Origin of the sequence: Pseudomonas sp. NBRC 111131, from assembly GCF_001320525.1 — a bacterium.
Taxonomy (GTDB): Bacteria; Pseudomonadota; Gammaproteobacteria; order Pseudomonadales; family Pseudomonadaceae; genus Aquipseudomonas; species Aquipseudomonas ceruminis.
Window position 1 is genome coordinate 21962 of the sequence record NZ_BCBH01000029.1, and the last position, 23927, is coordinate 45888.

The following is a 23927-nucleotide window of genomic DNA, read 5'->3' on the forward strand; positions in this document are numbered from 1 at the left end:
TCACAGCCCGGTCATCAGCCGGGCTTTTTGTTGTCTTAAACAATACTGCTGTCGTAATGCTACGTGTTATGCTTCCACGAACAACTGCGCGCTGAGCGCTGCCTCTTTACATCGCTACTAGGAAACGCCGAGATGACTGATACCGCGGACAGCCAACAACAACCCGGGGAACAAATCCGCCCTGATGACGACCAGGTGAGGACGAAGCCAGCGAGTGTTAGTAAAACCCAGCAATCACCTGGTGGTGTTTCCTTTCTGACATGCGCCGTCGTGGCTCTCGCTGTATCCGGCTTTACCAGCTTTATGGCCTATCACTACGCCGGACAGAACATCAACTCTGGCGCCCAGGTAGTGCTGGTGGACGGCACAAAACTCGCCAATGCGCAGATGAAGCGAACGCTCGATAAGGCCGGAATGAGCCCCGAGCAAGCGCAGGCAGACGGTCTCACATTTGTGACTGACCTTCAGAATGTGCTGAAGGCATACACCGATTCAGGGGTACTGGTCATCAACTCCTCGGTAGCCCTCAATGCCCCTGCAGGGTTGAACGTAACCGATCAGGTTGCCCAACACCTCGGCCTTGAGCTGGAGTGATCTCATGCGCGCTAAAGCACTGGCGACTCGACTAGTCTCCCCATTCAAAACCTTGCGAACGGACAAACCACGTCTCCGCTTTCTCCGAAATTCGATCCTTGGTATCGCAGCAGCTTTCATCGTCGCTATTGCAGCGGTTACGACATTTCGCCAGGACTACCGGATTGGCGTTGACCTTGCGTCAGTCCGCTGCTTGCCCTGGCGCCTTTACATGATCACTTACGGCCGGCCTGCTGACCTGAAGCGTGGCGATTTTGTAGCGTTCGTGCCAAAGGATGGCCTTATGGGCGAACACTTTGAAGGGAAGACCGTCGGAAAAATGGTTGCTGGACTCCCGGGCGATAAACTGGTCGTGAAGAATAACGTCGCTTACATCGGTGATCGCTTGATCGGTGAGCTGGACCTCATCGAGAAACTGGGCAAAAAGCCTGGCGATTTGGATCGAGTCATGACGGTGCCGGCGGGCAAGATTCTTGTCATCGGAACAGAGCCTCGGAGCTACGACGGTCGTTACTGGGGCTTTCTTGATGAGAAGCTGATCATTGGCAGGGTAGGGCCCATCATCTGATGAAAGCCTCATTCAAACGATTTAATAGTATGCGTACGCGTTATGCATTGACTAAATGCTTGTTGGTATTCGCTGCTGCATCTCTCGCCGTTTTACCAGGTGCTGCCTCTGCTGAATCCGACAGTGGCTCTCCAAGGTTCATCGAACGCAAGGCAGAAGGCTGGTTCTTCTACAAAGACCCTAAAGAGAATCCACCGCCTCCGCCGCTGATCCGTCAAGAACCCAAAGCTCCCGTAGGAAAGCCTGCCTCCGAAGAGCCCAAGATTCAGCCGTTCTCTGTTTCGTGGTTACGGGAAAACATGCCGAAACTGCTGGATGCCGCGATCGACGATCCTAGCAAGGAAAACGTTGAGGCTTACCTATATGCGCAACGCGTTGCCATGGACAAGTCACAGCGCTATGCAGAGATGACAACCCGAGTTGTGGCCGCCGACCCATTTTTGGATGAAAACAACCGCGTCCCTATCGCGACCTACACGAAACCGTTCTTCCTGCGCAACGCTCAGGCTGGTGTAACCGAAGCACTAAAGCATGTTGCGACCGTTGGCGGTTTGTGGGTTTTCTTCGATTCGAAGTGTGAGTTCTGCCGACCTCAAGTTAATACCGTTCAAAAGCTGGCCCAGGAATACGGATTTGTCACGAAATTTATTTCCATGGATGGCAAGCCACTCCCGAATGTGACTGAATTCGAGAGAAACTCCGGGCAAGCTAGCATCCTGAACCTTCGTATTACACCAACTACTGTTCTTGTTGTTCCGCCGAATAATTACTACATCGTATCGCAAGGGATGATGGCCCAAGATCAGCTTGCAGAGCGGATCATCATTGCAGCTGATAGCAACAATTTACTACCCAAAGACATTGCTCAGAAGATCAATTCCTATGACCGAGGCGTCTTGACTAATGAAGACACTCAACAGGGTGCAAGTGAAGATCCAAAGCAATGGGTTAAATACCTGAAGGACAAACTGGAAGGCCGCTACGAGGGGGGCAGCAATAATGCGGAATAAATTTAAGCAGCTGGTTTCGTTACTACTTGTGGCGACGCTTAGCATGGTTTCAATACCAGCGTCAGCAGGGCTGGCTGACGCATTAGACGGTATGTTCATGTCGAACAGCACCAGCGCTGGGGCTTTCTCCAGCCAGAGCCGGGGGGGTATGGTCGGCGGTGGCGCAGCCCTCCGAAGTCCAGTTCGAAACATTAACCTAGTCGCGTTCGATCCACCCCGATTCTCCGCCGGCTGTGGCGGGATTGATATGTTTGCGGGGTCATTTTCGTTCATTAACGCCGACGCCCTGGTTGCACTTTTCCGTCAGATTGCCGCTAACGCTGTTGGCGTGGCGTTCAAAGCTGCCATCGACGCGATCAACCCGGCGCTAGGCAAGCTAATGCAGGATTTCCAGAATAAACTGCAAGCCCTGAACCAGATGATGAAGAACACCTGCGCAGTCGCTAACTCGATTGTTAAGTCGTTCACAGATCCGTCAGCTCGAAAAGAGATGGTGGATCAAGCATCGACGGCAGCATCTGCTGCAACCGGTTCTTTCTCTGATCTGTTTGCTGGATTGTCGGATCTATTCAGCTCTCCGAACAGCAGTTCTGACAAAGGTACGAATAACGGAAGTTGCGAAGAGTGCGGCAATCCTGTTTGGAAGGCACTTACAGACACCTCTTCCGGCCAATACCTAGGTAATCCTGATAGTGGAGAGGCCGATAGCAACCTCGCTAACGAAGTTGTGATGAGTATGATTGGCGCAGTTGTAATGACTGCCCCAGACAGCTCCTCGAAAAACTCTGATGGTTCTGAGAAGCCTAAAGTTGGACAGATCTATAGCCCCACTTTGACGTTGATGAACTTCAAAAATGGCTCAAGCACCAACAGCACCCCGCTCAAAATACTGCACTGCAACAACGGGTACGAGCGCACCAAGTGCACGAGCATTAACCCCAACAAAACTCTGAGCTTTGATGGCACCTTGGGCTACACCAACAAAATGCTCTTCGGTTACGCACAAGGCGCAACTAGTGGCACGGCTAGCACGTCGATCGTAGGAAAGCTTACGAGCTGCACGGGCAGTTCCTGTGGCTTCACCGCAGCTCAGAAGCAGTTCATCGAATCTATCAATACGCCAGCTCTGGCATTGATCAGAAAAGTTCAACAATTCCCGGGGGCTATTCAGGGTGTTGCTGAGCAAATGGCTCCAATTATCGCCAATGAGTTAGCGGTTAAATATGGTGAGGCTGCTTTGTACGCCGCCAATCAGACATTCAACGGAGTCAAGGGCATAAAGCCAGACTTTGTAGATCAAAACATTAACAAACTAACTCAAGAACTGGCAGCAATCAGGTCTGAACATGCGAACTTCCAACCTAAAATTGTTGCCACTGAGCAATATATCAACATGATCCTTACCAGCAACCCAGCCATCTTCGTCAAGCCGGGCCTCTAGGAAATATTATGGACTTCACTGTATATGTACTGGGTGATGTTTCTACCTTTTATAACACGCTCAACAGCGTAGCAATGGTATTCAACGCCAAAGGCTTCATGACTGGCGTATACTTGGTAGGAGGCTTCATTGCATTGATCTCTGGGATTATGTTCGTAATCCAGAAGGGTGCCTCGGAACAGTTCATTCCGGCAAACGGTCCTGTTGGGGGGCTCTTTGGTTTTGCCATGATGGTTGCTTGCTGCACCATCACAGCCGATGTGAAAATTGAAGACATTTACACTGGGACGGTTAACAAAGTTGACAACGTTCCGCTAGTCATAGCGGCACCAGCCAGCCTATTCACAACAACCATGTATGGCCTATTTGAGAAGATCAACACGGCTTATCAAAGTACTTCTGGAAGTTATATGGCTGTTACTCAAAATGGCTTTGTGACCCCATTGAAATTACTGCTCACTCTTCGTAAAGGCGTGGAGAATGTTGATCCGTATCTTGTGGCTAGCCTGAAACAATATGTGATTGACTGCGTTCCTGGATCGACGACTTTCAGCATAGAGGACTTCCAGCAGTCCACGAATATTGTCTCTTACGTGCTAGGCCATTCCCGTGGCTCGGGCCTAACCACCTACTGGGACAATGTGAATATTGGTGGCAAAGCGCTTTCTTGCCCGGAAGCGCAGACAACGCTATCAGCCAAGGTTGACGCGTTCCCATCTTCGGCAAATGCGAAGAAGATGATCAATGCAGGCATGAAGGATAAAAGCCCGTCGGGCAGTGCCTACACACCTGACGATGTAATGGCTGCGATTACCAACCTGGTACCTTCGCTCTGGTCGTCAGCCCAAAGCGCTGACGACTTCATGGTAAACGCACTGTTCTTTAATTCTATCGTGGGAACATATAACTGCCTGGACAGCATTTCCGATCAAAACAGTTTCAACCTTTGCATGACTTCCTTGACTCAGCAAGACGAGCAGTTCCGCTCCGATGCTGCGGCATCTGGTAGTTTCTTTGCCAAAATGATGATGCCGACAATGGTCTTCCTTCAAATCCTTTTCTTCGGATTCGCCCCTATCGTCATCATTTACAGCCTTTTCAAAGGGGCTGGATCTCTGATGATGTATGTAAAATTCTTAGGTTTCGGAATTTGGACAACATCTTGGTTGCCATTTTCCGCAGTCATTCAGATGTACATTCAAAACGATGTCGCTGAAAAGATGGCTGAATTCACCGAGAAAGGCCTCGTTCCAAGCAACCTGAAGGCCGTCTACTACGACGTCCTGGCGACACGACTCGGTACTGCCTCGGACATGCTGGCGGCAACACCGCTAATTTCTGCAGCAATGCTCGGGCTGACAGCCTACGGCATGGTGAGCCTCGCCAGCCGCTGGTCCGGCCGAGACCACAATGACGAGAAATTGCAATCTCCGGATATTCTGAAGAACGGCCCCCACGTCGATGTTGCAAGCCGTAACCAATACCAGTCGGAGCATTCCGGTAGCGTCAAAAACGGGCTATCGCTGAATGGCGCCACCTGGAGCAAAGCAGATCTGAAAAATACGCTCAGTACCTCCACCCAAAGTGCATTCGGCTCCGATCATTCGAAGCGGAGCGAAAGCTCTTCTGCAGTCGAAGCGGCTCTACGGCAAATGTATTCGCATAAATCTGGTGATAGTTGGACGGATCAGCGTATGCAATCGCTTGATCGACAGCACACCAACATCTCCCAACAGGCAATGAAGCTTGGAGATAGCATTGGTCAATCCTTGGGCTTCTCTGGTAAGGAGCTGAGTCAGTTCAGGGAGGCATTCGATGCCAAGGTCGGAATCAGCGGCATTTTCGGAGGTGTTTCTGCCGGTATTCAGAACGCAACTGCTAAGGAAATGACCAAAGCCCAGGCGTCTACGATCGCATCCCAATTTGGTGCGGAGATCTCTAAGAACGAGAGCGACATGTCTGGTTGGAAGGCTGCGGTTGCTAGTACATTCTCTCACAGCACTGGAAGAGAAGCCGCTACGGAAAACGCGCTGGGTCGCCGCCTCAGTGCAACCACCGCCGATACCCAGTCGTCTTTCAATCGCTTCCAACAAGCTACCTCGGCGGAAGCTGGCGTTTCTGCAAATGTGCAGATCAGTGAGGAGACCACAGGCGGGAATCTCACGCGGTCCCCGCAGGGCATGCAGGCCCTCAACCAGGCTATCGCCGGGCTTAGTGATTCGCAGCGCAGTGCGTTCAACCAGAAATTCCCCGAGCTGGAAACACGCTATGCCCAAAATTCCACGGGAATGGTAGGTGCACGTGAGTCCGCTCAACTGTGGGCTCTCAAGTCGATCGGCGCTGAAACTGAATTCGCGAATGTCATTTCGGCTATGACGGGCAACGTTGTGGGTGGTCCAACCGAAGGAGATGCTGGAAAATTCAAAGGCGTAGGTGGAAAAGCAGCCCAGGTCAGTGACAACCCAGCCGGTCCGGTCTCTCGTGCGAACATCGGCAACCCGTCGATGAATGTTCCTGGAGTCAATCCAGATCAGATCGGACCTACAGGCGCTCCGCAGCAAAGCGAACTCAGAGAGGTATCGTCGGGAATGGATCCATACCGCTCTTACGAAGACCGCGAGACATATGTTTCGTCCCAACTGCCGAGTAGCCATGCCAAATCGCAGGAGCAGATGCGGGCAGGTAAAACGGCAATTGAAAATTCTGACCCTACGATTAGCCCGGAACAGATTCGCGACACAATGTCGACGAAACCTATCACTAACACAATGGTGGGCGTTGGCCAGGCAGAGCAACAATGGGAACAAGAGAACCCTAAAACTGCGATGGCCGTGACGGCTGCTACGATGCTTGTCCCCGGCGCAGGGTGGGGAGGCGCAGCCCTCAAAGGTGTGCAAGCTGGAAGGGCCGCTATGGCTGCGCGAGGGGCGGCAACTGCTCTCAAGACCGCAGAGGCTGGTACTGAGGTTGCGCAGGCAGCACGCGTTGTCAACGCCGCCGGCCACGAAGTACCAGCTTTGCTCCGTGGCCAAGGTCAAGCTTCGCGTGTTGTGAACGCCGAGCATGTGGCAGAGGCGGCAAAAACCGCAAAAGACGCCACGACGGCCGCGCGCACAGCGGGTCGTGAATTTACCGGCGCTACTAAGCTTGCTGGGAACGTATCAGTGGTTCCGGGCATGATGATCGCTTCCGACCAGATGGCAGATAGCTACAACGCTGATGTGGCCGCCAACGGCAAGCCCGAGCGTTATGAGCCTGGTTCGAGCGTGCGCTCAGTGCTTCAAAGCGAAGCTGCTCCGGCACAGAGTGGTCAGCCTCTTGTAGCTCCAATGCCGGCGCCAGCTGATGCTCTCGCTCCTTTAGGTGGTCATGCAGGCAACTTGATGGCTGCTCCCGGCGAAAATGGGCAATCCCCAGCGCTAGGTCAGCCCCTTGTCACACCGATGAACACGAACGCTGAAGCTGGTGACCTGATGACAGGGTCTGGAGGGGGTTTAATGACCGCCGGGCCTCAATCGCCGGCTAGCGCCGGTCTTTCAGCAGGAGAACCTCAACAAGCAGCCTCAGAAAGTGGTCAAGGTAGCCCATATGGCGAGGGCATGATGGGGGCAGCGGATGCGTACCAGTCCCCGTTCTCCGGCGGAGAGAAGCCAGCGCCAGCTACACGAGTAATGACGTTGCAGAACACTGTTGTGGGCCCGGAGGACAAGGGTGACGGGGACGCCAAGCCGCCAACGACAAGAGGAGGCAGTCACTAACCATAGGTACTGAATAAAGCCCGACATAGTCGGGCTTTTTCGTACCATGCCGGTGTGCAACCTTCACCTCTGCCATCTCCTACAACGCTAACCAGGCATTCCGCTGAATCTTTGACGAGTGCCGCGGGGGCCTGGAGCAATAGCATGGCGGTCTAACCAGGTCGCAGCTTGCTCTACAAATGCAAAACCCCCGTCAGTACGGGGGTTAGGCGTATTCACAAGCTTTAACGGACAAACCAGACACCCGGTATTAACGCTCTTGCATCACCTTAGAAATCATACCGTTGGCCAGGTTCATATAGAGTGCACTATCGCCTGAGACGTCGTCAGGCGTGATCACATACTTACCGCTGATCACCATGGACGGTGTGGCGTCGACGCCATATGTGAGGAGCTTGGCAAATGCTCTCTCCAGTCTTTGTTGCGTGACGTTATGCCAGGCCTCATTGAAACCCTGGACGTCTGCCATCGCTACCGCTCTCGACCACGTGCCAGGGTCCTCCATTGTCATGCCGTTTTGCTGGATCAGCGTATAGGCCGCTGACATGAATGCAGCAAGTCGGCTCGGATCTGCATCCTGGACAGCGAAGAATGCACGAGCTGCGATGTAGTTCCCTTTGTCGGGAACCGCTACAGGAAGGAACTCAGCTGACCAGCCGGGCGGCAACGTTTTCGCCCAGCGTGAGAAGGTCTGGTCGTATGAAGCGCAGACAGGGCATGCGAACGAGAAGAACACCACTACCTTGTGACTGTCTTCTGCCTGAGCCGAAACCTCCCTATACGGCAGTGATGGCTGCGACTCCTGCGCTATCGAGAGGACTGGAGTGGCCAGTAGGGCTGCCATAGCCATCTGCGCTATAAACTTCTTCATATAACCGTTCCTTGCTGATCAGGTTCTGCTCGATGAGCATGTCGAAAATCGATTCTTGATTACGCTCGGCACGCCACAACTCAACAGTTTCCTTCAGTGCTTTGAAGTTAATTTCTCGGGCGGCGGCTAGGTCGTTCAAAAACTCGACAGCACCCTCGGTGAAGCCAAGCGCATTTACTACGTCATCTTGTGAGGCAAACTTCAGATCGATGAGGGCTTGCCCGAACTTTTTCACCTTTCCTTCAATAGTGCAGCGGAGTTGCAGCTCCGCTGCCTGATTCGCTTGAGTAAAGGTGATTATGCCTTGCGCAATCAGAACATCGCCGATGCGTCTGACTGTCGGTTTGACTGAGTCGTCTTTAATCAGGGTCCGCACCCGTGACATAGTGGTCACGCCATCAGTCACCATCCGCACGGCGGATTGGCCTAACGTGTCGAATTGGTTTTGTCGCGCAGCAGCGTTAAGGACTGTCATCTCGCTACCGCCACTGACTATGGCTGAGCGAACTTGCTTGTCCGATCTGATAAGTTCAATAATTGGGCATTTACCGGAGAATGCTTCTTTCGATGCCGCTATTGGTACGTATCCAGTCACTGCTGGTAGCCCATTTTTCTTCAGCCACATACGCTCAACATCATTTATGGGCGCCCACTCATGTTCTACATCCGCCCGCAAAGTTGGGACCAGCCTTTGCGCAATCACGCCAATTAGAACGGAAGCTAGCGTCTGGGCGTCGACACCCAGATCAATGATCCGCGGGACAGCTTGAGCGGCGCTGTTGGAGTGCAAGGTAGCGAATACCAGGTGACCAGTGTTCGCAGCCTGAATGGCAATCTGTGCGGTTTCCTGGTCACGGATCTCACCAATCAGAATGACGTCTGGATCCTGACGCAATAGAGCCCGAAGCCCCAAGGCGAAACTGAGCTGGGGTGTAACGTTGATTTGGACAAAGCCCTTGACCACATACTCGACAGGATGCTCGATCGTACAGATGTTAAGCGTTCCATCGTTGATTGCGTTGAGCGCAGCGTAGAGGGTGGTGGTTTTCCCTGAGCCGGTTGGACCGGTGACGAGGATCAACCCTTGAGGTTCGTTGATCATCTCGCGGAAAGCATGCTCAACCAGCATTGGCATCCTGATGCGTTCGAGGTCCATCGACGCGTTTTCTTGATCGAGCAACCGGCATACGATTTTTTGCCCGTTGTGGCTTGGAACCAAGCTCACTCGAACTTCTAGCTCAATACCCGGATATCTCAACCCGATGCGCCCGTCGATGGGAATCTGATGCTGAGAGAGGTCCATGGTGGCTCGCGATCGAATTTTCGTATCGATCATTTTGCCCATCGCCGGCTCTACGGTATCAAAGTGTCTGAGCTTGCCGTCTTCACGCAATTGAATATACACATGCCCTTGAACCCACTGAAAATGAATATCCGGGATTCTTTTCTGAGCAGCCATCAGGAACAAATCGTTCAAGTACGTGGCCGCAGGCTTATCCGATGGCGAGTTGAAAATAAAAAGATCTGGCTCTTTTGCCACAGTCAGCTCCTATTTAGCCTGGCCGCTAGTGCAAGTGAGTTCTGGGCCATAGAACAAACGCGAGATGAAATTTTGCACGGCTTTATCGGCTGCAATGCTCCAGAGCAGCAAATCAATCCGTGAGTCAGTACTGAGATAGTTCGTGCCAGCCCAACGAACCGCATCAAAAACCACTCGTATCGGTAAAGCCCCACGGTCTACTCGCTCACAGGGCTCTTCAGGCGATACTGTGTACAGTATCCACCCGAATAACAAGACAGCAAAACCACTGCTGAATAGCTGTTTCATTTATAGACCACCATAGTTACTCATAACTTCCTGAATATATATCCGCTGATTTTTCTCGTTGGGACTGTTGTATGCGCCAACAGCTTTCCAGACGTGGCCGTGAGAGGCGATGTTGCTTGCTAGGATCCACGCCCCAACATTTGCACTGACACAGCGATCTAAAAGCTCTTTCTCACCGATGCCGTATTTCGACAGCGCAGGGAGCCAAGATGAGTTGATCTGCATCAGCCCAATGTCCCAGCTGCCGTCGCTGTTCTTAGGGCTCACTGCGTCAGCTTTACCCGGGCGATTTTCGGTGATCTGGATGGCGCGGAGCAGCTTCTCGCTGACCCTATAGCGGGCAGCGGCGTCGGCGAAGCAGTCCGCGTGAGCAGCCGAGGACATCTCGGTCAGCACACCTGCCAGAAGAAAAAGGAGGGATAGTTTTTTCATGCGCTTAAGAATACATTACGCGTATCAATAAACAAGGTGTATCAGACCATGGCTTTATCGAATCGACTGCCGGCCTTGTTGGCGCTGCCCCTAGCGCTCGCCAGCGTCACCTGTGCAGCTAACAGCTCCGCAGACACTTCCGCCGCTGCATACTTCAGTAGCGAAGCCGCTGGGGACTCCGGCCTTCCAGATATCTCCTCTGCCATGAAGGGACTACTCTCTACCGCCCGTGAGGGAGGCGACGTGCTTCGGACGTGGGCAGCCTACAAGGCCGGAGATAAGGCCGCACTGCCGAAGCTTTTTGAACTCGCCCAGGGCGGGAATAGCCGAGCACAGAACGTGGTGGGCTATCTGCTGGACCACGGCGAAGGCGTCAAGAAGGACAGCGCTGCCGCTGCCGCATATTTCTCAGCCGCCAGCACTGACTACCCCCTTGCTAGGTACAATCTGGCCGTCCTTACCTTACTTGGCCGTGGTGTTGCGAAGGATGAGGCCAAGGCGATGGAGATGTTCGAGTCTTCTGTGAAGGACGCATCCGTCGACCTCGCCGCTGTACGCCTGTCACTCTACTACCTCAACAAAGGCGACCGTGACAGGGCCTGGACATGGGCAAACGAAGGCGCCAATCGCGGTAACGTGACTGCCTACTACCTCCTTGGGCGCATGCTCTACGAGCGGGGAGAGTATCAGGAAGCGTACAACTGGCTGACGAAGGCGGCGCAAGCCAGCGAGCCCAACGCGCCGGCTATCCTCTCGGCCATGTACAAAAATGGCCATGGCATGAATGAGAACAAGAAGATGGCTGCTTCCTGGTGGATGATCTACGTCGGCCTTAACAAGGGAAAACCGGGGATGAATTCGGGTGGCATATCGTCCTTCGGGCTCAGCTCAAAAGAGCAGAACGACGCGACCAGCTTCGCAACCAACTGGCTTGCGACACATAAGCACATGAAGCGCCCTGACTACGACGCCACACTGCTCCAGGCCAACAGGAACGACAAATCTTGACTCCAGGCGTACAGCGCCGCGGCTAGCAAAGCCAAGCCAAGAATGGGCCACGAGATGAGGGCCAATCGCCAGTCTGTCCTCGATGGCCAGCAGTGCAGGATTATCGGCCCTGCCAGAATCCAACAGCTCAGATCCACCAAAGTCAGTCCCCCCGAATGATTCGAGGTTCGCCAAAAGGCGAGCGCATAAAGGCCTGGCAAGGCAAATAGGGGCGCAAGAGCAGTTATCCAGGCATTCGCCCAGGTCAGGCGCTCGAACTCTACTGACCCTAGGATAATTTGATTCCCTTCGCGGCGGGGTATGAGCGACATTCCGACTGGCTTCGCCTTCGTGAAATACCCCACCAGGAGGTGGGCTATTTCATGGGACAGAACCCCAGCGCTCCTAAGTAGAGACGTTGCTAGCCACCGGGGTGGCAACGCTCTGACGACAACTGCCATTGCGAGCATCGGCACCACGTAACCACGAGGGCTTGCGAACGCAAACTCCATCGTGGCGCGATAGAACTCATCCACCGTGTCGACCTCGCACAATTGTCCTTCAGCATTGGTGACCGGGCGGCGATCGGCACGGCCTCATACAAATCTATCAGATTGCTTTCGATGCCTGAACTGACTTACAGTTACGTGTAAAATACTGTCAGTATCTGGAAAGCAAAAATGCGATTCAAGACCAACCTTTTGCCCCTGTGCACCTCCCTCATCGTCCTTGGCGCAGCATCCTTCACAGCGCACGCCGACACCTCGAAAGAAATTCTGATCGAAGCCGTGAAAACCGGCCACGCATCCGCCGAATTAACCGGGGACCAAGCTGACGTCTGGAAAGCCAAAACCCACTCACGCGAACCAGTCATGGTGGAGGCCAAGGTCGTTGAGCAACTCCAGCAGCCCGGCTGCGCCCGCGTAGCAATCCAGTTCACGCAGCAAGAGGTTCCCAAGGTCAACGGCGGCTCCGGCCCACTCGAAGTTGGCTGGGGGATGAACGTCTGTGAAGACGGCTCCCCGCCGGCAGACCCAAGCCTGTTCACTCAAGACCCGCACTCGCCAACCAAGGTTAACAAGGTTCAATCCCAATGAAATTCAGAACGCATAGCTTACTGACCTTGGCCGCGGCTCTGGTGCTATCTAGCACTGCTGGGGCTGACCCACACTCTGAGGGAACGGAGCTCGGCAAGTCTAACCTCAGTAAACTGTCCTCCAATGTGACTTCTTCCAATGCCAAGGCGATGCCGTTCTATACGGCCACTCCGTCGCAATCATCACAGTTTGGCAGCACCTCTCTCTTCAACGTCGGAACTGCACGGATCAATAGTTGCAAAACGGAACCCGATGGCACCGACCAGATAGCGAACCAAGAATGTGACGCTGTCAACTTCCTGGCCAAGAATCCATATGAGCGTGTCAAAGTCAATGTGGATGAGAACGACCCGATTATCAGTGGCATCGGCGAGATCATCAATAACGCCAAACCGGGGGATATAACCGAGAACTGTGGAACCAAAACCACAACCACGCCAGACATCTACTCCACTGAAGTCTGTAACATATATAACTTAAGTGAAGAGAAGGCCTGCTCGATGGGGCAGATCGTAGATGTTGATGCCAAGGCAAACTTCCAGTGCAATGTGACACACAATGCGATTCAGACCGTCCAGTGTGATCGTTACCTAACATTGGCATGCCAGCCACCTATTGTAGGATGCGACAACGGAGGTATTGTGCCAGGGACAACACAATCTGACATGTATACATCGTGGTCGCTGGCAAACTCTAACGGCACCTATGCACTTCAGTTCGGCTCCATCGGTGACAACTACTGGAGCGATGGTATTTATTCGCGTTCGCTTGAGTTCCAAGTTAAAGACCCGACGATGCTCACCCAGTTTACGCTAGCATCCGTGTATTACGACGATTACATCCTAATTAAGATAAATGGAACTTACTTGTTCAGTGGCCCCTATGGCGGAACTCAGCTGTCCCTGTTCAGTAATGGTAAAGTTAACATCGGCGATGGAGTTCAGCGCAACCGGGAACTTGGTAACAGCTGGGGGGCGACACCAAACATTAATCTTATTCCGTACTTGGTTGCGGGTGTCAACAAGCTTGAGACGATCACTGCTGTTGGCGGCGGGGGCGAAACCTACATCACAATGTACGCTCGGATGCTGTGCAATGGCCCCTGCACCGAAACATGGACTGATCAATGTAGTGCGCTGAATGCTCGCACTAAGTAGGGGGTTATAACAGATGAGTATTCAGAAAACATTGATGAAACTGATACCGCTAGTATTAGTTTTTTTTGCAACAATCTCCCATGCCGCGGATTGCCGCAAAACAGGGGAAACATGCGTAGAGGGTGCCGAAACAAGAAACATCGCGGGCAACCTTATTTATAAGGCTTGCTGGCGTTATAGATCGACATACCAGTGCGTTGAACCTAATTCGATTGACTATTGTGCGGCTATTTCAAAGGTTGCCGGGTGCTATCAGACCTCTACGTCCTGTATATCTACAGCCTGGAACGGCACCTGCTTAGTGGAGCAGAGAACCTACAGATGTGACAACCCAGCAACAGCAAAGCCTTCAAACACTATCCAGCTTGATAATACTTACACCATCACTCGCGATGAGTTAGATACCACGCAGTGCGATCCACTGGCTGATAATCCACTCTGTTATCTCGCTTCTCACACATGCGTCGAAGGCCCAGAAACGCGTGTCATAAACGGCTTGCCAGTCTACAAAGCATGCTGGAAGTACGATGATGACTACTCATGCATCAATCCAAACAAGGAAAATGATTGTCAGCAATACGAGGATAAAGGCTGTACAAAGATCGACGAAACATGTATCGAGAGCACTGACCCGATTGGCTGCGTCATGGCCCAGGTCACATATAGCTGCATTACCAAAAAAGGTGAGACTACTACAACCGAGGACTGCAGCACTAAAGTTTCCTGCTATCAGGGTGTCTGCTGGGATACAAGTTACCCATCGGATACTGATTTCGCCAAAGCTGTTGCAGCCAAAGAGGCCGCACGTGAAGCCGGCGTATATGGCTCGGACGGTGAGCTGTTTGGTGGGGAAGATGAATCATGCCGTAAGGGGTATGGCGGCATCAAAAACTGCTGTGGTAAAAGTGGTGGAGCTGAAACCAATTTTTCCATTATGGGCCAGGTAGCCACCTCAGTAGGTGGAGGCTTAGCGAGCTATGGCTCGAAGTACATGTATGACTTTGCATACAATAACGCCGAGTGGGTGAAGCAAGGTGCCTCTGCGCTGGGGGCCTCAGCTCCCTCCGCTCCAACCCTTAGCTTCGGTGTCTACGGGCTGAGCTATGCAGTGGGTGGAGCAGCAGCCGTTCCCGCAACGGGAATGTTAGGCGGGCCTGTTTATGCTCTGGGAAATGGTTTTTACTTCGACCCATACAGTTTTGCGATTGCGGTTGCAATTCAAGTGGTGATGGAGCTCAAGTCGTGCGAACCGGAAGAGCAGCAACTGGGGATGCACCGCGGTGCAAATCTCTGCCACTTCGTCGGCAGCTACTGCTCCAAGAAAGTGTTTGGTGCCTGCCTGGAGACAACTGAAGCCTACTGCTGCTACAACTCGATCCTGGCGAAGATCATCAACGAGCAGGGCAAGCCGCAGATCGGGAAGGGCTGGGGAACGCCCGAGAGTCCTAGTTGTGGAGGATTTACGGTTGAAGAGTTCCAGCAAATCGACTTCTCAGCGCTCGACCTGTCTGAGTTTGTAGATGACATCATGAATGCGACCGTTCTTCCAGAGGTAGAAGACATTCAGAGTGACATCTCGCAGAAAGCCAGCGAAAACACATACAACTAAATCAAACCTACTGTACGGCCCCGCGGATAAGCGGGGCTTTTTTTTGCGGATTTTCTAGCCCGCCCCCGGCAAATATGCGCCAGACCATGGGCTGATTAATGTGAGGCTTAAGAGATGAGTTACACGAGCACATAACGGCTCCTGATTATTTTTGCTGCGTTTTACAAGCGCGTGTTGCACATACCGTCAATGTGAAGCTAACCAAAGATCCTCAAATCCGCGCTCTCAAAGCAAACCTCTTATTCAAGGATGCATATTATGAAAAAGCTCATCGCTACTCTGCTGATCATCACCACGGCTACTGTCATGTCTGGCTGCGCTTCGAATATGACCAGCCGGGACTACTCCCAGGCAACTGCTATGCAGAAAATGAAGGTTGAGCTCGGTGTTGTCGACTCAGTCCGTGACGTGAAAATCAACGGGAAGCCTTCACCGATCGGCGGTATGGCTGGTGGTGCCCTCGGAGCGATCGCCGGCAGCAATGGCGGTGGTGGTTTGGGACAACTGGCCGTAATGGTTGTCGCTGGCGCGGTCGGCGCAGCGATTGGTGCAGCAGTCGACAAGAAAGCCCATGATGCTGACGGGATCGAAATCACTGTGAAAATGAGCAGCGACGGCAGCTTGCAGGCCGTCACCCAGGCCAAAGATCCAGCAGAGACCTTTACCCCTGGTGATTCGGTTCGTTTGATCACAGGCCAAACTGGCAACTCTCGGGTCAGCCACTAAAAAGTTTCACCCCAAAGCCCTAGACGACATACATCGTCTAGGGCTTTTTTGCGTCAAGCACTTTTGATTCTCATGGGTTATAGTTACGCGTGACTATCCATCCTCGATCACCAGCCACGAAATCTGATTATGCATGACATAGGGCGACTTACTCGCTTGGGGTTCACAACGCTGCCCGAGTGCCTTTTGACGGTACCAAAGGAATACAGGGACTTTCACGAGCCCATTGAGGTGCTTCCCTTGCCAGATATCGGGCAGGCCTCATACATGGCTCTGACCTTGATTGAGCGAGCGATCTTTGATCGTAGCGGCGTTGCACTGCAAGAAGTCAAAGGAGCGTTCCGCGGATACGTCAAGGTGGTTGACGGGCGAGGGCAGCGCTTGCACATCAACTTGATAGGTAAGCCTTCGATCGAACCGTGGATGGGGTACGACTTTGGCGCAACTGTGCACACTTACGGAGAGGTGGTCACCTTCGAAGGGCGGCCAACCATGTCGAATCCGATGGTCATACCTCCGGCGATGATTGGACGTGTGATGCCTGTCTACCAGGGCAAGCAGAATCAGGTGAGCGCCGAAGTTCTTGGCGAAGCCGTCACCGCGGCTATGGCGCACATCAATGAGGCCGCCTGCCTGTTGCTGGAACAGGCCCTGATGCACGAGGATGACTTTCGAAAGCTCACAGGCCTCAACGACCCTGCTGACTTGCTACGCAACCTGCATTCACCCCTTTCAGTCCGGGAAGGAGAGGAGGCGGTGAGAATTGCCAAGGCCGTCTGCATACAGGCGTTGGTTAATCGCGTCGAAGCGCATCGGAACCGCCCGGCAGTGAAGGGGGCTCTCCTGCGAATCGACCGGGACCAGGTGGCTGACCTGATCAAGCGAGCACCTTTCAAGCCTTCTGCTGACCAGCTCCAAGCAATCGATGAGATCGTGTCAGACCTAAGGTCACCCTATCCAATGCAGCGCATATTGTCGGGCGATGTCAGTACCGGCAAGTCATTCACGTTCATGATTCCAGCCGCCGCGAGCTATCTCGCTGGGGCCAGGGTCGCCATTATCGCGCCTGGCCAGATCCTCGCCCAGCAACTGGCGGCTGAGCTGAGCAGCCTCTTTTACGAGATTCCCGTTGTCACCGTTGTAGGCCCTGTTGGGAAAGCCAAGATCGACCTGTCATCTGGAATCGTGGTGGGCACCACAGCAGTTATTTCTGCAGCAAGCAAAGAAGGGATCGTCTTTGACCTGGTCATCGCTGACGAGCAGCAACGATTCTCTGTAGCTCAGCGAAAGAAGCTCATCGCGCCTCATACCAACTTCCTTGAATCAACAGCAACCGCGATCCCGCGAACAGTGGCGCTGGTCCAACTGGGCGGGCTACCGATCTCAATCCTGAGGTCCACCCCGGTACCGCGGGACATCGTCACAAGGATCATCACCCACAACGCCAGGCAGAAACTGCATGATCTGGTTATGCAGGTCATCAAGCAGGGCGGACAGGCTGCGTTCGTCTATCCCGTGGTGAATGGTGAGGCAGACACTCGGAATGCTGTGGAGGCAGCCTACGAACGTTTCCGGAAGCTTCTGGGAGACGATGTAGGTTACATTCACGGCAGCCTTCCCGAGTCGGCCAAAACTGAAACCATAGAGAAGATGAAATCTGGCCAAATCAAGCTGTTAGTCGCCTCAACTGTGATCGAGGTTGGGGTAACCTTCCCGGGTTTGACACTGATGGTTGCAGTGAGTCCAGAACACTTCGGCGTAGCTCAGTTGCACCAGCTCCGTGGCCGAGTAGCTCGGAAAGGAGGCCGCGGATTCTTCATCATGTATCTTCCCAGTCCAATCAAACAGTCAGCGTCCTCACGCTTGAGGCTGCTGACCGCTTGCAATGACGGGTTTGTACTGGCCGAAAAGGATGCGGAGAGTCGTGGCTATGGCGATCTGAGCCTAGACGGAGAGAGACAATCTGGTGCCACGCGACCTCTATTTTTTGGCCTGAGCCTCACTCGTGGTGAAATAGAGGCCGGGGCTGTACAAGCGGGCCTCATTCCGGCTCAGCAATAGATAGGGAGGTCAAATTGGCCGCAAAATCAACACCGCTCGCAGTCAAGGTAGCGATTTACCAGCGGCTACTCGCAGGGGACATAGCCCGGGATGTAGGCCGCATGTATGTCATCAGCCTGCCTACCATCTGGAAGTATGCGAATGACGCCGTCGCTGAGCTGCGCCTGCTTGAGGCAGTTGAGAGTTCGCCAATACTCATAGGCTTCTTGAGTCGAACCGTCAAAATCCAATGCTTCCAGTATGTGGACGACGAGGTCGTGCGTGATCTGATGGCACCGATCTTGGAGCCATACCTTAGCCAGGCAGAGAAAATAAACTTCGCTGGTCGCGAGAGCGCTGATCAACCGCTGTCGACCAGGGTAAGTCGGACAACCGAAGAGGACTTTCAAGCGATCGTCGCAGAGATGTCGCAGTCATCCCATCCAGGCCTCACACCCTCTGCACTCCTGCGCGACATTGTCGAGGACTATATCGCCCGTTACAAAGCCAACGGGCGGGCGCTACTGCCACCCCTAGACCATCAATCACTGTCGCCGGCCCCAGTACAGCCTCCAGCGCCTTCACTTGACGGCGCAGCACTGATGAAGGACCTCCATGGCGCTCTTCGCGACCAGTTGATGAAGCATGGCATCGAGCTGCCATTGACTGACCAGTGATCTTCTAATCACGTGTCAAGCATCCCCCTTTGTAAGGCGTAGGCATAGCCGATGCCGTCATTCAACAACAGGGGATATCCATGAGTCTCGCTCAAGCGCAGCTTCCTGCAAAGTCCAACGTCTCGATGCGTCACATTTACCTTTACACCCATCTGCTGATCGCGGAAGCGAACAAGGCGGGTCGACGGGTGCGCATCATCTGGGGGAATATCAAAACGGCTTCGATTGGCCCTGATCACCAGGAGTCCGGCGGGTTGCTACTGACCTTGCCACAGACTGCTGCTATGGGTACTGATGAAGATCTCGAACTGATTAATGGTCTACTCGACCATGAAATCCTCTGCCATGGCCTTCACACGGATTTCTCCGTCGTGATGAAACCAGATATCTCCGGAACATTGCTGAACGTTCTTGAGGATCCACGTGGTGAGCTTTTGGCAAAGCCACGCTTTCGTGGAGCCAACACCAATATCCACAACGCCCTAAAGATCCTGAAGAAAAGAGGGATTTTTCACGGGCCTGTCGCTGGCCAAGAAACCCCTCAGTCAATCTTGGTCGCCTGGCTGGTCACTGAGCTTCGTAGCGAGCTCCTTGAACAAACCTGCCTGCAGGAGTTCTCTCTCGCTTACCGTGCTCTTGCTGTCGCAACATTTGGAGCGGCGCTAGTTGATCAAGTCAAGGCAATTGCAGTGAAAGGCTGCAATGCACCGGATACTCAGGGGGCAAACAAAGCTGCCAATGAAATTGTCGATCTGCTGAAACTTACCAAGGACCAACAAACGGCTGCGCCCAAGCAAGGCCCTGGTAGCCCGTCCGACACGCAAGGCGAGCCCGGTTCTCCGGGTCAGACTGAAGGGAAAGGTCAACCAGGAGATATCTCAGACGCTCTCAACCAAGTCCTTAGCGCAAGCCAGAGTGACTGCGGAAGTTATGCAAAAGGTTTGGAAGATATAATTTGCTCTAGCCTGCCTGGGGTCAATCAGAATCGGGCTGGCGGATATCAACCAGACTTATCCAACGAGATGCAGGAAATGAGTCTGTCGAAGTCTGGCGGATCATTTGAAAATCGACGCCTTCTTCGGGCTGGCGCTCAGAAAACGGCAGCAATGCTATCTGCAACCTTCGAACAGTTTATTGAAGCTATTACCCAAAATGAGGTTTTGACAACAAACGAGGGAAGACTTAACACCCGAAAACTTTGGCGGTACGCAGTAGGCGACGATCAGATCTTCACCAAAAGAAAGCAAGCGGAGGAAATCGACACCTGCTTTTATTTGTTGGGTGATGAAAGTTCGTCCATGAGAAGTCGACTTGGACCCGAACCTGAAAAAGGTAAGGACGACAACAGGATCACAGCGCAAGAAGCTTGTAACCGTGTTTCGGTCGCAGTGGGTGAGGTGTTGAATAATACGTCCATACCTGTCGGAATTGCCACTTACAACACGGTGATTCGGGAATGGCACGCATTTGAAGATAGCTGGGCTAGCACGCTGCAACGGTATATGCCTACTCCCAAGGGACAAACGAAAACTCACCTTGCTGTGGTATGGGCGCTGAAGAAACTCATTGACCGGCCGGAGGCGCGCAGGATCCTGATTGTCATCACCGATGGCGACCCAGGTAACAGCGACATGCTGAGGTCGGCCGTTGACGAGGCAGCGCTCATGGGAATCGAAGTACGCTTCGTCCTGATCGGTGATGAACACTACAACCTATTCCAGGATGCTGGGATGGCCTGTGGTGTAGCTAAGACTGACAACGACCTGGCTACAGCCGTATTTGCGGCGCTTAAGCAGGGTTTCGTATAGACCACAACGTAAGACCAGCCGGACTCCTTGGGGTCCGGTTTTTTTATTCTTCTACACGCGTGTTAGGCATCCCCTTGTACCAGGCCTTCGCAAGAGGCCATCCATTGTCTACAGGGAATCGATCATGACCGCTTTTCAGTCCATCAATGAGCCACAACTCGACGCCGTAATCGACACACTCAACCCAATCGCTGTTCGTCTTGCACCAGAAGTTTTTGGTACCGACGCGCCATTTTTTGTTGGCTTGCAGACCAAAATCTTCAAAGAAACCCGGTTCACCCCAAAAATTGTTCCATACAGTTTTGATCCGGATTTACTAACTCGCTTAATCGTTTGGGCAGCCTCAGCTGGACTTGCACAGGACTTTTTCAAGGCCTCCATCAAGAAAGCGACCTACATTTACGGCCCCTCTGGCGCTGGTAAAACAACCTTGGTAGAAGCCTTCGCGTCACGGACGGGCAGATCGGTGTTTACAGTCCAGTGCTCTGAAGAATCTACGCTTTCCGACCTGTTCGGTAGCTGGAAACTCTGCGGCCCTGACGGGATGCAGTGGATCAACGGGAAGGTGTGTCAGTGGGCTAAAACCCCTAACTCCATTCTTCTCCTGGACGAGTTCGATCAGTTGCCACCTCAGATCCAAATGGGCCTCAATGGAATCCTCGATGGTAAGCCAATCTTCCTTGATCAGACTGGCGAGTTGATTCACATCGCGCCAGGTTGTTTGATCGCAGCTACCGGCAACACGAATGGTAGCGGTTCCGCTGGCGGTAAAGGAGGTAGTGCTGCGGGTTACAGGGGCACGAAGAAAATGAACATCGCCACGATTGACCGTTTCAACGTCATGTACTGCAACTACATGGAGGAAGGCCGGGAGGCCAACCTCATTGTTGAGCAGACCGGCACCCCCGTGGTCATCGCGCAAGCGATGGCAACCCTGGCTGCCAAGATCAGAGCCAATTTCATTGCTCTGACTGAGGACGCTGGGGCTGGTGGCATGGCCCTTAACTTCACAATCACCACCCGGAACGTGCTGAACTGGGCGATGAACTACAGGCTGCTCATGCAGATGGGGAAAACGACCGAGGAAAGCCAGAAACTGGCTCTCCAAATGACGGTTCTGGATTTTGCTCAACACCATGAAGCCGCGTCGATCTTGAAGATCTGGTCGACCATCGTCGGTACCGTCTAACGCTTCACCATACCCCGGTTCGCCGGGGTTTTTTCGTTTATGGGCGCCTGTGAGACATCTCCTGACACTGGGTCTTTCGCAAGAGATCCGTTCTTTCAATTTCAGGAGAGCCATCATGAGCACAACCAATCAAACCGATGACCTGGGTATCAGCATCCTTCAGGATGTTGTGCTTTTTGACTACATCATTGGTGGCAGCACCGGTGAGAAGACAGTTGATGGCGACGACTTCATCCGTGAGGTTGGCCGCATGCTGCCTTCAGGCTCGTTTGCCTGGGTCAACAAGTCCCGGTCGGAAGCAAAGCGAGAGATTCTCAAGGTAGGGGTATCTCGCAAGGTGAACAATCGTATCCGAGGGTACTTCGTTCCTACTCAGCACGCCAAAGAGCTTGCAAAAGTACTTAATGCGATTAAAGAGAAGTACCTAGAGGAGAAAGCTAAATTCCTCAGCGGTCTTCCAAAAATGGTAGAGGACTGGGCTAGTTCGGCTACTAACGCAGGTGTAACACAGGGTGGTAAGTCTCGTGCAGACTTGATCCGCCAGCATGCTCCTCAGGTTTCAGTACTTGAAAGGATGCTGACATTCGACACTTCGGCGATTCGTATCAACGACACCAGCTACTTTGGTGAAGATGATGCGCTTCAAAAGGAGGTCAAAGGCTTAGTCGGGCAAGCTGCATTAGAGATTGCGGAGGACGTTAATCGCTCCTGGACTCGCAAAGGCAACGGGAAAACCACATCAAGGATCTTGGGCTTGATTCGTCGCGTTCAGGACAAAGCTGAAGCGATGAGCGTTCTCTCAAGCAAGTTCTCTAACCTGGAACAGATGTGTGCTTCGGTATTAGCGGCTGTCCCTAGCGGACCGAGCATTGAAGGACTTGCTTACATTCAGGTATCTAGCTTGCTGTCATTCTGCATGGATCCTGAAAAGATTCTTGGAGAACATGCGACTGAGTTTGATCCGTTGAGTGTTGAAGCGTCAGATCCGGCCTCAGTAGTGGATCAAGACAGCGTTTTCTTCAGTAATTCGGCGCCTTCCTCTGTTCAGCCACAAGTCGAACACGATGAGGTGACTATTGTCCCTGAAGTCTCGGTGATCCCACCACTTCCAACTAGTCATAAGTCAGAAGATAATGTCTTCTTTGGAACAGCACCTGATCAACCCCTAATCGAGCCTGAGAAGGCGGTAGCATCGGATACGAACTCGCAGGCTTTAACAACTGCGTTCATTTTCTAACCCACAAAAAACCCCGGTCAATGACCGGGGTTTCTTTTTTTCTCTATGGATGTGGGTTAAGCAGTCGGCGAGCCTTTCAGATGAGGCAGCTCGATTTCCGCCTTAGCCAACAGCTGGCGCCCGGAGAGCTGCTCATACAGCAACACCATGGTCATGCGAACGGCGAGAGGGGTTTGATCCCATTCTTCCTGTTTCGGGATATAGCCAACCCAGGTGGGATCGCTGCCCATCTTCTCAATCGACAGCCAGAGTTGCTCATCAAGATCTTTTTTGTAGACAAAATCTTCTGGCGTGAAGAAATCAGCCAGGTTGTAAACTTGGATGAGCGGAAGACCAAGGAAGTCGGCCACCAACGACAGCTTTTCTTTGCCAAGCGACCGAATCTGGCGATTCCCGTTAGCCAGGGAGTTCCAGTAGATGACTGTGATACCCATGACATCGGCAATTGCACGGTCGGGCAGCCCTCGATCGACGATCACCTTCTTAATCAGCTTGACGAGGCGGGAGCCTGGCATGGTGTTTCGAGTGCTTTTTGCTGCAGGTGAATTTTCTTTTGGCGCTGCTTTGGCCTTGGCTGAAGCACGAGGTCTCTTAGGCGTGGCGGCAGCCTGAGGAGCCTGTGCCTCGGCCTCAGCAACACGTTTTCGAGCTACTGGCTTCGCAGCAGCTTTTGCAGGTGCTTTGGCAGGCGCTTGAGACTGCCGTCCTGTCGATTCACTTGCGGTCTTGTCGCTAGCTTTGGGCATTGTGCGGCTCCGGTTTGGTCGCGGCGTCTAACATGATTCGGGACGCTCTCTAGACAAATAAAGCAGAGAAATCCAGTATTAAATGGAAAAGATTCTACACAGTTAACAACAAGATTCAAATCTCTTGTTCCGGTGGAAAAAGAGACTTCTTT

19 protein-coding genes are annotated in these 23927 nt (G+C 52.9%); 15 read left to right on the forward strand and 4 right to left on the reverse strand.

Annotated elements, in window-relative coordinates; translation table 11 throughout:
- Window positions 1–132 precede the first annotated feature (132 nt).
- From APH34_RS21830 to APH34_RS21850, 5 genes are read left to right on the forward strand one after another with little or no spacing between them, the layout of a single operon-like run.
- Complete coding sequence (locus tag APH34_RS21830; protein ID WP_023662241.1) at window positions 133–594, forward strand: hypothetical protein; 462 nt, start codon at window positions 133–135, stop codon at window positions 592–594.
- A gap of 4 nt (window positions 595–598) precedes the next feature.
- A complete protein-coding gene (locus tag APH34_RS21835; RefSeq protein ID WP_023662240.1) occupies window positions 599–1162 on the forward strand; it encodes a S26 family signal peptidase in 564 nt (187 codons plus the stop codon).
- Window positions 1163–1191: 29 nt separating this feature from the next.
- On the forward strand, window positions 1192–2172 hold the full coding sequence (gene traF / locus APH34_RS21840; RefSeq protein ID WP_023662239.1) for a conjugal transfer protein TraF: 981 nt from the start codon (window positions 1192–1194) through the stop codon (window positions 2170–2172).
- Between the two features lie 43 nt (window positions 2173–2215).
- Entirely contained in the window at window positions 2216–3613 is a 1398-nt protein-coding gene (locus APH34_RS21845) for a conjugal transfer protein TraH (protein ID WP_223817439.1), read from the forward strand.
- Between the two features lie 8 nt (window positions 3614–3621).
- Entirely contained in the window at window positions 3622–7371 is a 3750-nt protein-coding gene (locus APH34_RS21850) for a conjugal transfer protein TraG N-terminal domain-containing protein (RefSeq protein ID WP_023662237.1), read from the forward strand.
- A gap of 250 nt (window positions 7372–7621) precedes the next feature.
- Here the strand turns inward: APH34_RS21850 and APH34_RS21855 are convergent, their stop codons facing one another.
- The 3 genes from APH34_RS21855 to APH34_RS21865 all read right to left on the reverse strand — a co-directional run bounded on the left by APH34_RS21855 (window position 7622) and on the right by APH34_RS21865 (window position 10502).
- The gene (locus APH34_RS21855) at window positions 7622–8242 is read right to left on the reverse strand and encodes a thiol:disulfide interchange protein DsbA/DsbL (RefSeq protein ID WP_223817437.1); all 621 of its coding nucleotides are present in this window, start codon (window positions 8240–8242) and stop codon (window positions 7622–7624) included.
- Window positions 8148–9782, reverse strand: a complete 1635-nt coding sequence (locus APH34_RS21860) for a GspE/PulE family protein (protein ID WP_023662235.1) — start codon at window positions 9780–9782, stop codon at window positions 8148–8150. The genes APH34_RS21855 and APH34_RS21860 overlap by 95 nt, the downstream gene beginning before the upstream one ends.
- 288 nt (window positions 9783–10070) lie before the next feature.
- Window positions 10071–10502, reverse strand: a complete 432-nt coding sequence (locus APH34_RS21865; RefSeq protein WP_054902902.1) for a lytic transglycosylase domain-containing protein — start codon at window positions 10500–10502, stop codon at window positions 10071–10073.
- Between the two features lie 48 nt (window positions 10503–10550).
- Here APH34_RS21865 and APH34_RS21870 point away from each other — a divergent pair, with 48 nt between their 5' ends.
- The 10 genes from APH34_RS21870 (at window position 10551) to APH34_RS21915 (ending at window position 23029) form a co-directional block, all read left to right on the forward strand.
- Window positions 10551–11510, forward strand: a complete 960-nt coding sequence (locus APH34_RS21870; RefSeq protein ID WP_039614014.1) for a tetratricopeptide repeat protein — start codon at window positions 10551–10553, stop codon at window positions 11508–11510.
- Between the two features lie 659 nt (window positions 11511–12169).
- Window positions 12170–12586, forward strand: a complete 417-nt coding sequence (locus tag APH34_RS21875; protein WP_039614015.1) for a hypothetical protein — start codon at window positions 12170–12172, stop codon at window positions 12584–12586.
- Window positions 12583–13743: a hypothetical protein gene (locus APH34_RS21880; RefSeq protein WP_039614016.1), complete on the forward strand. Its 1161-nt coding sequence runs from the start codon at window positions 12583–12585 to the stop codon at window positions 13741–13743. The genes APH34_RS21875 and APH34_RS21880 overlap by 4 nt, the downstream gene beginning before the upstream one ends.
- 13 nt (window positions 13744–13756) lie before the next feature.
- Window positions 13757–15352 carry a conjugal transfer protein TraN gene (locus APH34_RS28880; RefSeq protein ID WP_177337045.1) on the forward strand — a complete coding sequence of 532 codons (1596 nt, stop codon included), beginning with the start codon at window positions 13757–13759 and terminating at the stop codon, window positions 15350–15352.
- A 258-nt stretch (window positions 15353–15610) separates the two neighbouring features.
- Entirely contained in the window at window positions 15611–16078 is a 468-nt protein-coding gene (locus APH34_RS21890) for a membrane protein (protein ID WP_039614017.1), read from the forward strand.
- A 267-nt stretch (window positions 16079–16345) separates the two neighbouring features.
- Complete coding sequence (locus APH34_RS21895) at window positions 16346–18139, forward strand: helicase-related protein (protein WP_232859932.1); 1794 nt, start codon at window positions 16346–16348, stop codon at window positions 18137–18139.
- 101 nt (window positions 18140–18240) lie between these two features.
- Entirely contained in the window at window positions 18241–18795 is a 555-nt protein-coding gene (locus APH34_RS21900; RefSeq protein ID WP_177328662.1) for a hypothetical protein, read from the forward strand.
- Window positions 18796–18875: 80 nt separating this feature from the next.
- The gene (locus APH34_RS21905) at window positions 18876–20603 is read left to right on the forward strand and encodes a VWA domain-containing protein (RefSeq protein ID WP_039614020.1); all 1728 of its coding nucleotides are present in this window, start codon (window positions 18876–18878) and stop codon (window positions 20601–20603) included.
- A 124-nt stretch (window positions 20604–20727) separates the two neighbouring features.
- Window positions 20728–21792, forward strand: coding sequence for an AAA family ATPase (locus APH34_RS21910; protein ID WP_023662227.1), 1065 nt, complete (start codon window positions 20728–20730; stop codon window positions 21790–21792).
- A gap of 115 nt (window positions 21793–21907) precedes the next feature.
- Window positions 21908–23029: a DUF3150 domain-containing protein gene (locus APH34_RS21915; RefSeq protein ID WP_023662226.1), complete on the forward strand. Its 1122-nt coding sequence runs from the start codon at window positions 21908–21910 to the stop codon at window positions 23027–23029.
- 56 nt (window positions 23030–23085) lie between these two features.
- On the opposite strand, the gene APH34_RS21920 is transcribed toward APH34_RS21915, so the two are convergent.
- A complete protein-coding gene (locus tag APH34_RS21920; RefSeq protein WP_223817440.1) occupies window positions 23086–23775 on the reverse strand; it encodes an XRE family transcriptional regulator in 690 nt (229 codons plus the stop codon).
- Window positions 23776–23927 lie beyond the last annotated feature (152 nt).